Below are 10,362 nucleotides of genomic sequence, written 5' to 3'. Positions count from 1 at the left end.
TTCCATCGTGATTAATGGAACTTGATTTGATAACGGCATATATAAGGTCTCCATCTTTTTCTGCCAAATCTAGTGGCTTCACAAGAACAGTACAACACCCTTCACCCATAGAAGAGCCGTCTGCCCCTGAATCAAAGGTTCTTGTCTTACCATCTAGTGCCTCTATCCCTATTTTCATGTTATCCAAGATTAGAGGCATAACATTAAGCTTAAGACCTCCTGCTACAGCCATTTCACAATTACCTGATAAGATATGCTCACAAGCCTCATGAAGAGCTACAAGAGCTGAAGAACATGCTGTATCCATAACCATAGTAGGGCCTTTCAAATCCAGCAGATGTGCAATTCTTGATGGTATTAGCGGTGCCATATTACCAGTCATTGAATAAGGTAATAAATCTGGATGATTCAATGCTATATCGACAATATAATTATCCTTTAAGGACGATGAGGTATAACCTAGAAATACCCCTGTTTTTGATTGTTTGAGTCTCTCAGCTGTATAGCCTGCATCATCAAATGTATTTCGTATGGTTTCTAAAAAAATACGTTGTGCTGGGTCCATCAATGAAGCCTCTCGTGGTGAGAGTTGGAAAAATTCATTATCAAATTCATCAATTCTTCCGATATAAGAGCCTTGATAGAATTTTGGTTCTTCGCCACTATCATTAAAAATGTTGACTAACCCCTCCACACCTTTGGCTCTATATTTTGGAAAGTCTTCAGTACAGCCTATTTTATTCTTAATAATTTCCCAATATTGTTCTAAATCCCTAGCACAAGATATTTTTAATCCGATACCAATAATAGCAATATCTTTTCTTGGTTCTTTCCTCTTATTTTCCATAATTCTCTCTCCTCTAGCCAATTAGAGTTTCCATTTCTCTTCTAATATTTACTCTCTCCATTATATACTCAGCCAATGTCTCAATGGTGGTATATTCAAAAAGCTCTGCAATGGCTATACAATCACCGTATTTTATATTAATCGCCATATGTAATTTGGCTATTTGTAGAGAGTTTAGTCCCATAGACATAAATGACCCACTATAATCAATTTGGTTATCTACAATATCTTCTAGAGTGTCCGCAATAAAATCCTCAATAGAAGATACATCGCACTCTATAATATTATTTGCCTTATCCATTTCATAAGCTAATACAGCTATTTGCTCATCATAGTCACCTTTTATATAATTATTTATCAGTTTATACCGCTGCACTTTTCCACTAACTGTGGTGGGGATATTATCGACCAAGACAAAATCGTTAATATATATTCCTAATAGGTTATTCATGTGTGACAATACACTTTTAATTCTACTGACTAGTGTTTCCACAGGAGTATTTCCTTTGATGAAACAAATCACATTATCATTAACATCATCTACATTTTTACGATATCCATGAATAACTATTCTCTCCTCAGTGAATATATTTAGCTTATGAATGTAACGTTCAATATCATTATCATAATAATTTTTACCATTATATATAAACATCTCTTTATAACGGGCTGTAATATGTAAATTTCCATCATAGATAAAGCCAATATCACCTGTATTGAACCACTCATCAATAAAATTTTCATCACGTTCACGATTATAATAATTATTAAGTACACACTTTCCTGCAATAAAGATTAAGCCAATACTGCCATCCTCTAATGTATTACCATCTAGATCAACTATCTTCAACTTGAAGGCAGGAAGAGGCTTTCCTACGCTAATTATTTCTGAAGCCATGGGATCATCGTCTGAAACTATCTCTAAGGTATGACCTATACTCATACTCTCTTTATTAACGGATATTTTCTTAACACAATCATCATCTGTAGTAACAGAAACACCCAAAGTACCTTCTGTTAATCCATATGATGGAGATAATACTTTGCGCTGGAAATTACATTCTTTCATGTACTTTGCAAATTCATTACATAAATTGATGGATATAGGTTCTGCTCCTAAGAACATTGAATTTATACTAGAGAAATCCCACTCATCTTTAACTCCTTTTTCTTGTAATAGTTTAATAATAAAATTAAGATAGAAATTAGTGCCAGATGTAACGGTTCCTCTTACTTTATTACAGTAATCCAAATAGAATGCTGGATCTTTTACTACATATTGCGTGTCAATAATATGGGCATCACAATTATGCCTGATAGGTAGAAATATATTAAAAAATAATCCAAAATTGTGGTATGAAGGAATCCATGTAACGAATACTTCTTCTCCATCAATATGTCGAGATGATAGAATATTATCAGCATTTATTATAATTCCTTGATTTGTTATCCCCACTCCTTTTAGGTCTTTAGTTGAACCTGATGAAAACTGAATATAAGCTATATCCAAACCACTCTCTTCTTTAGATAGAACAAAATCATCTATTTCTGTGACTGGTTCTAAAAACATTTCATCCAGACTTATTGTCATTTCTTCATCCCAGAACACACTATTTTTTAGTGATAAATCAGAATCACTGATTTCTTTCCACAGTGATTCATTATCTGTAACAAGAACAGAATTACTGCAAATCTCTAGAGCACCACTTAGTTTACTGAGTTCATCATTACTAACACTTAATGGAACAGCAATGAAATCCCCTAATATACATGCCCAAAATGTAATATAGAACCACTCTGAATTATCCATTGATATAATAACTTCATCTTTTGGTCTAATACCTCTTTCATATAGATAATTCTTCATCCATAGCCCTTGTCTAAATAAATCATAATAGGAAGCAAAGTTAACATTCTCATGTGAATGAACAAAGTATACTCCTTTTTCTTTTTCTTTTCTTAACTCATAGAGTAACTCTTTTACTTTTTCCATAATATTTCCCCCTTTCCGTTTTCTATTTCTATGATTGCTGTTTAAATAACTTCTAATTTACTTTCTATAATGTTAATGGTATCTTGCATATTCTCAAGATGAAAGAAATGACCTCCATTAACCTTGCATATAGTACACATCCCACTAGTAGTCTTTCGCCATTCGAGCAGTTCTGAATTTTTTATAGAATTATCTTGTGTTCCACTTAATACAGTAATATCACTTTCAATTAATTCATTTTCTGCAGGATTTTCATAGCTCTCAATAATGGCAAAATCACTTCTGAATATTTGAAGATACTTGTCTATAAATTCTGGTGAATTAATTATTTTTTCACTTGTTCCACCAATCTCTCTAATTCTATTCATGAACTCTCCATCTGTCATATCTCTGTATTTAAGTTCCTCTTTCTTCGTTAATGGAGACCATCTACCTGAAAAAAATATATGTACTGGGGGCTCCATCCCTTTCTTAATTAATTGAAAGTACACATGATAAACTAACCAACAACCCAAACTATGCCCGAATAACGCATATTTTTCATCTGATTGATTGTTAATGATCTCTTCTACCAAATCATCAACGGCTTCATCAAAACATTTATATAAGGCTTGCTCAGACTTAGCTCCTCTCCCTGCCAGTTCTAGAGGAACAATTTTTATATTATCATTCATAAGCAGCTTCCATTGATAATAGTTGAGTGCGGAACTACCAGCATGTGGAACACAGTATAGTATCATAGTAACCAATCCTTTCCCACATTAAATACATCTGTTAGATTAAGCATAATATTCTTCCAACAAATAATAATTACTTGTTTCATCCAATAATTGTTTTATCCAGCTTCTTCGTTCTCTCTCTGGTACATTTTTTGCCTTCAATATATTCTCTAAATATTGGATTGCCATTTCCATATCTGTTTTCAGAATCTTCCTATGACTATCAGTTATATCTTTATGGAGCTTCTTGATATTGTTATAATTATCAACTACACCTTTTTGGTAATCTTCATTAGATGTATTAGCATTTTGGGTAGCCACTGCAATACCTAAACAACGACTCATAAATTCAGGAATATCCTTTTTGTAATTCTCATCTCCAAGAAAGTTCTCATGAAAATATTTTCTATCCATTTTCTTACCAAAACAATAGGCTGTCATTTCAGGTGCTATGTTTTCAATAAGATTAGTTACTAAATTCTTAGGTCCCATTTCTAAGGCAATGGACACACCATACTTATCCATACATTCAATAATATTCTTCCACTGAACAGGATGAGTAAGATGCTTTGACATAACCTCTGGAATAAGTTCTGGATCACTAAAAGGTCTACCATGTAAGTTTGTAATTACAGGTATTCGAAATGGGTAGTATTCAAATTCAAGAAGGTAGTCATAAAATTTTTTCTGTATGCTTCCCATTAAAGGACAATGCATTGGGGTACTTGTAATAAGTGGTGTAATCCTTGCATCGCTATCAAGAAGCTTTTCCTGCATTATTTCAATACCTTCATTTGTTCCACTGATGAGTATCTGATTATGGGAACTCTCACAGGAAATATAGACATCCTTATTTAATTTAGAGTCCTCAATTAACCCTTCAACAGTTTTATAATCCACCTCTTCAGCAATCAACATAGTTCCTATATTTTGTTTATATACATCCTCCAATAATTCTCCCCGCTTCATTAGTATCTTGATACCATCTGAGAAGCGAACAGCACCTGAGGCAATGAATGCTGATATTTCACCTACACTATGTCCTGCACAGAATTGTGGGGTCATTCCATACTCATAGAAATAGGCACGAGCAATTGCAACACAAGTTGTTGTTACAGCCAATTGCATATTGTTCATTTTGCTAAGAGTCCCTAGACTACTTTTGAAGCATAGCTTTGCTACATCTACTCCGGATATATCACTGGCTTCTTCGTATGTCTGCCTACATATTAAATAATTATTATAAAAAGATTCTCCCATCCCTACATATTGGGCACCTTGACCTGGAAATACTAATGCTATTTTATCCATATATCCTCCTTCTCTCATCCTCTTCATATTCAGGAAGATCTGAAATCAATGTGACATACTCTGGTATCTTTTGAATTCTACTTAAGTCATTTTTCATAAGAATAAAATCCTCTTTTTTCTCAAACACTTTAAATCCTGCCAAATTGTATGTAAGCTGCATCATCTTATTCTTCTCTGTTTGAATAAACTTAGCGTATAATTCTCTATTAGCTGTCTGAGCCATACCCATAATATAATTAAGTAAAATAGTTCCAATCCCTCTGGACATGACTCTACAGGACATTATGAACAACTCCAATACCCATCGTTCATTGCTTGTGTCAATTAAAATAATGCCTATTTTTCCATAGGTTCCATATTTATCGTCTAATCCAATGATTAACAATTTGTGAGTATCAGAATCCTGCATAAGTTTTAATTCTTCATAGGAATAGGTATAACCCGTTGTATTTAATTGATTTGTTCTTTCTGTTAGTTCTATTACACGGTCCAGATCTTCATCTTTTGCATAATGAATACTAATTTTCATATCTAAGGATGCCAAAAAATCTTCCTGTGGTCCTTGATACGTCTCTTCAACTTTTTTTCTATGATAATCCGCTATGTACATCTCTCTTCTTCTCATTGAATCCTTTGTAATAAAATCAGGGATGAAAATATCCTTATCAAGAATATTTGTTATTTCATCAGCATCAAAACACGTAACCTCTGGAATAACACTCTTTACTTCATCTCGTTCAAAATCCTGGTCATCAATAAAAGCAATTGTATTAGCACCGATATTCAAGCAGCTAATAATTTCTTTTACAGCTTGAGACTTACTACTCCAGCTTATTTGAGGGTATAAAAAATAATCTTTTATTCCGAATTCATCTAATTTATCTATAGCATCTTCATAGTTGTTTTTACTTGATATGGATTGAAGAATACCTCTATGATCAAGTTCTTTGATGATATCAAGAACATCACTTCTTAATGTCACTTCCTTATCTTCAATGAGAACTCCATCCCACATAGTATTATCAAGATCCCATACGACGCACTTTATTTTTTTATTTCTATCGGACATGTAACACGACTCCCTCCTACTAAGTTATTTCATTTTACTTTCAATAATATTGACAATCTTATTTAGAGTATTAAAGTTATCCATATTCAATTCCACTACATCTATAGCTACATCAAATTCTGTTTCGATAAATGTAATTAACTGCATAGCAAACAAAGAATTAACAAAACCTAAATCAAAGAAATCATCATCATCACCTAATATCTCTACATTTTTCTTACCAAAAAATTTGCATAAAAAAGCTTTTAATTTCTTACTGATATCCTCTCTATTCATCTTTCATTCTCCTTTTCAATAATTGTAGGCATAGAACCCTTGACCGCTTTTTCTACCAAGTAATCCAGCATTGACCATTTTTTTCAATAATGGGCATGGTCTATATTTACTGTCACAATAGCTTTCATATAATACTTCTACAGAAAATAAAATTGTATCAAGACCAATTAAATCTGCTGTCTCTAATGGTCCCATTTTGTGTCCAAAGCATTGCTTGAATATCTTATCTACATCTTTTGCTTCTGCCACTCCCTCGTGTACCAAATAGATTGCTTCATTAACGGTTAGCATCAATACACGATTGGATACGAATCCAGGAAGATCATTTACTACAACGCCTTCTTTCTCAATTGTTTTTAATAATTCAAGTGTCGTGTTTATTGTCTTTTCTGATGTGTGATACCCTTTTATTACTTCTACAGTTGATTTAATATGTGCCGGATTCATATAGTGAGATCCTATTACATTTTCTGGTTTATTCATGAGAGCACCTACTCGAGTAATGGAAAAGCAGGAGGTATTAACAGCATAGATTGTATTGTCATTACATATTTTATTTAACTGCAAATATACATTCTTTTTTATCTCCCAGTTTTCAGTAACATTCTCAATAATATATTCACACATCTCAACGTTCTCAAGCTGAGTAGTAAATGTTATACGCCCAAGGATATTTTGGATCGTATCCTCACACTTTTTCCCATACATACCTTGAAAACGATAATCTCTAATTATCTGTTTCTTAGCTTCTTCCAGTACATTTTCTTCTATATCCACCAAGACGATATTATGACCATATTGAGCATAAGCTAATGCAACACCTCTGCCCATTACTCCTGCACCGATAATACCTATATTCATGCGTTGAACTCCTCCTCCAATTGTTTATAATACATATTGTCATTAAATAATCTACTTAATTCAGCTTTTGAGAATGGTGATAATCCATTGAAATACATCATTGATTTAATCTCTAACTTCTTACACTCTCTTTTATCTTGTAACAAGTCAATATCATTTATCTTCAAATGAATATAGTAGAATAAAGCCCTTACAGAGAGTTCATTTGGATTGAATTTCTTCACCAGTTGCTCATACTCATCTTTATCTTTCCACATTTTTAGACTTATGTTTCTTTTCAGTGGAAACTTCTTATCGTATGATTGGTGGTTCATTAATTCAAAACGCTTCCCGTCAATATACATGATAGGAATATTTTTCCTAAGTGCAAAATTAATTGCTTGATCAATATTATTTATAATAGGTTCACCCTTATCATTTAATGAGGTATTACAGATAATAGGAACTCCAGTTATTTCATTGAAGCTTTCCATAACTTGATATATTTTTTTCTGTCTAGTGTTTTTATCTATACTTTGAAGTCTTGCTGTTCTATCCTCATGTACAATAGCAATAACTTCCTTATCCTTGTCTTCCCGAATCTTTGATGCATGTAACATAAATGGTGATTCCAATTCGTCCTCAAACCATTCACTAATCTTATCTTTAATAACAATAGGTGCCACAGGTCTCCACCACTGTCTTTTTTTAATATGATTAAGCACATCTTTGGTTTCCATCTTTCTAGGATCACCCAACAGACTTCTTGAGCCTAGTGCTCTAGGTCCAATCTCAGCACCATTTTCAATCCATACTATAGGATGTTCTATAATATCCATAGCTGCCTGCTTTGGATCAAATTCACTTACACTTTTTATGAACTGACTATAGTCTTCCTTCTGGAATTTACTTGGGTCATTCTTATCTCCCCAATAAGCATCCTGTAAAGCAAAGTCAAATTCTCCATTCATCCTATCATAGAATACATATAAACCAATACCCAGTGCCATACCACTATCACTTACACATGGTGGGGCAATAAATCCTTTGAACTGGTACTTGTTCATTAAATGGGTATTACAAGGACAGTTAAGGGCAAATCCTCCAGCTACAGCAAGATAAACTTCTTTTGTATCAATACCATATTTTTCTATAAAAAATTCAATATTATGTTCCATAATGTGCTTAGACATTTCTTCTATTATCTTCATGACCATACTGATTCTGTTCTCATGCTCACTAAATCTTGGATCAAAATAATTGAATTTTACACCTTCATCCTCTTGGGTTAAATTATCCACAAATTCTATTAGTTCAAGAATTTTATTGTATACATTTTCTTCTACTTTTATATTACTATTTAGAAGTATATCTTCCATTTCATAATAAGCAGTACTTTTACTTGCACTAGCTAGAGCCATCAAGCTTCCCTCTCTCATAGTGAAATGAGAACTCATATAATCCCACAAAATAGCAGGTGAGCATACGGATTCTAATGCAAACTGACCATTTTTATAGTCTGTCAAACATCCTACAAAAGGAAAGCGTTTATAGGCTTCTGTATCAGATACAATATCCGAACCTCCATCTACAGAAAAACCTAATATTTTTTCCTTATGGTATATATTAGTATCCATGAATAGACAAGAGGATAGATGACACATTGTATGATATGAGAAATCTGGATAACGCCCTAAAGACATGTAGCTTTCACTATCACCTAACTCTGGCGTTCCCCATACTTCTATTATGTCATCTGTACTTAACCCAAATGGACCTAATAAATGATTCATCAAATCATAGAATTGGTTTTTATCATAAAAACAATATTGATGCTTTTTAACTCCACTTAATCGTTCAAGTTCCCAATAATGAATAAGCTCTACTTTATTTTCTTGTACCTTCCACAATGCGATACTTTGATCATGTCTATGAGCAAAACGATATATATTTCCTAGCTGATCAATTTCAACATATGCAGATAGATAATAGCCATTTTTTATATCTTTATTCATTTGTTTCCCCTTCTCTCTTATCATTATTTTAGACGCATTCTTTTTCTTCATTAAATATCAATTCCGTATTTTTCATTTGACTGAAAAAGTTATACAGTAAATCAATTTTTTTCCTTCTAAGAATACCCACTTTACTTATATACATTTTTATTTCTACAACACGTTGTAAAGCATCAAGCTTGTTGTCACCATCCATAAGCCTATCATATGGCAATCCCCACATTATCCCAGTCATCAATAATTTATCGTCAATATTATGAGGATTATACTTATGATATAATTCTTGGTACTCTTCTTCATTCTTCCATATACCTATGTTCAACTTCCTACGTAAAGGTTTTGATTCCACATAGTTCTCATGGTTTTTCAATTGGATACGATGACCATTAACGTATATAATATTAATATTCTTCCTTAGAGCAAAGTTAAAAGCTTCATCTATTTGGTTGATTATTGGCTCTCCCTTATCATTTAGAGAAGTATTGCATATTATAGGAACTCCTGTAATTCTATGATACTCTTCCATCAATTGATACAATCTTGACTGCTTCGTATCCTTATCTATCGTTTGTAATCTTGCTGTACCATTAGAATGAGCAATAGCTATAACCTCATTAATTCTTTCTTCTTTAATTTTGAGAGTATGCAACATATAGGGTGACTCATAATTATTCTCAAACCAATCTTTAACATGCTCTTTTAATACAATAGGTGCAACAGGTCTCCACCATTGTCGCTTTTTAATAATATTTAATGCATCCTTTGTCGCTTGTTTTCTTGGGTCCCCTAGTATACTTCGCCCTCCTAAGGCACGAGGTCCGATTTCTGAATGACCATCAAACCATATTATTGGCTCCTTAATTAAATCCATAACTCCTTGCTTTGGATTAAATGCATCAATTGAATGAATGTAATGTTCAAATTCATTATTATCAAGAAAATTCTCAAGGCTGTCACTTTCTCCATAATAGGCTGATTCTAATCTGAAGTTAAACTCTCCATCTGTCTTGCAATTAAATGCATTAAGTCCAATCCCTAATGCCATACCACTATCACTGACACAAGGTGGCGCTAGAAAACCTTTAAAATGGTATTTGTCCATTAAATATGTATTACATGGACAATTCAAGGCAAATCCACCTGACATAGCTAGGTAGGTTTCCTTTGGAACAATACCAAAATCTCTAATAGCATTTTCAATATTCAATTCCATAATCCTATAAGACATGTTCTGAATAATTTTCATTACCATGCTTATTTTATTTTCTCTTTCACTAAATCGCTTATCAAAG

The 10,362-nt window shown here is 32.9% G+C and carries 9 protein-coding genes; all 9 read right to left on the bottom strand.

The genetic code is table 11. The features are described from left to right. Positions 1-847, bottom strand: an 847-nt coding sequence (locus AACQ14_RS20400) for a beta-ketoacyl [acyl carrier protein] synthase domain-containing protein (protein ID WP_339365428.1), incomplete at its 3' end; no start/stop codon positions are given. Positions 848-860: 13 nt separating this feature from the next. Beyond that, the gene (locus AACQ14_RS20395; RefSeq protein WP_339365427.1) at positions 861-2,840 is read right to left on the bottom strand and encodes a non-ribosomal peptide synthetase; all 1,980 of its coding nucleotides are present in this window, start codon (positions 2,838-2,840) and stop codon (positions 861-863) included. Positions 2,841-2,881: 41 nt separating this feature from the next. Next, positions 2,882-3,580: a thioesterase II family protein gene (locus AACQ14_RS20390; RefSeq protein ID WP_339365426.1), complete on the bottom strand. Its 699-nt coding sequence runs from the start codon at positions 3,578-3,580 to the stop codon at positions 2,882-2,884. Positions 3,581-3,619: 39 nt separating this feature from the next. Continuing rightward, on the bottom strand, positions 3,620-4,870 hold the full coding sequence (locus tag AACQ14_RS20385) for an ACP S-malonyltransferase (protein ID WP_339365425.1): 1,251 nt from the start codon (positions 4,868-4,870) through the stop codon (positions 3,620-3,622). Further along, positions 4,863-5,939 (bottom strand): HAD-IIIC family phosphatase, encoded by a 1,077-nt coding sequence (locus AACQ14_RS20380; RefSeq protein ID WP_339365424.1) that lies wholly within the window; start codon positions 5,937-5,939, stop codon positions 4,863-4,865. The genes AACQ14_RS20385 and AACQ14_RS20380 overlap by 8 nt, the downstream gene beginning before the upstream one ends. A gap of 24 nt (positions 5,940-5,963) precedes the next feature. Then, complete coding sequence (locus AACQ14_RS20375; RefSeq protein WP_339365423.1) at positions 5,964-6,215, bottom strand: acyl carrier protein; 252 nt, start codon at positions 6,213-6,215, stop codon at positions 5,964-5,966. A gap of 15 nt (positions 6,216-6,230) precedes the next feature. Next, on the bottom strand, positions 6,231-7,076 hold the full coding sequence (locus tag AACQ14_RS20370) for a 3-hydroxyacyl-CoA dehydrogenase family protein (protein ID WP_339365422.1): 846 nt from the start codon (positions 7,074-7,076) through the stop codon (positions 6,231-6,233). Further along, positions 7,073-9,070, bottom strand: coding sequence for a carbamoyltransferase C-terminal domain-containing protein (locus AACQ14_RS20365; protein WP_339365421.1), 1,998 nt, complete (start codon positions 9,068-9,070; stop codon positions 7,073-7,075). The genes AACQ14_RS20370 and AACQ14_RS20365 overlap by 4 nt, the downstream gene beginning before the upstream one ends. 28 nt (positions 9,071-9,098) lie before the next feature. Next, positions 9,099-10,362 (bottom strand): carbamoyltransferase C-terminal domain-containing protein (locus AACQ14_RS20360; protein ID WP_339365420.1); only part of this gene is annotated, 1,264 nt, incomplete at its 5' end.

The organism is Vallitalea maricola, assembly GCF_036985595.1.
Lineage (GTDB): Bacteria > Bacillota > Clostridia > Lachnospirales > Vallitaleaceae > Vallitalea > Vallitalea maricola.
The sequence above is the reverse complement of the archived record's forward strand: the minus strand, read 5'-3'. Positions and strand labels throughout refer to the sequence as shown.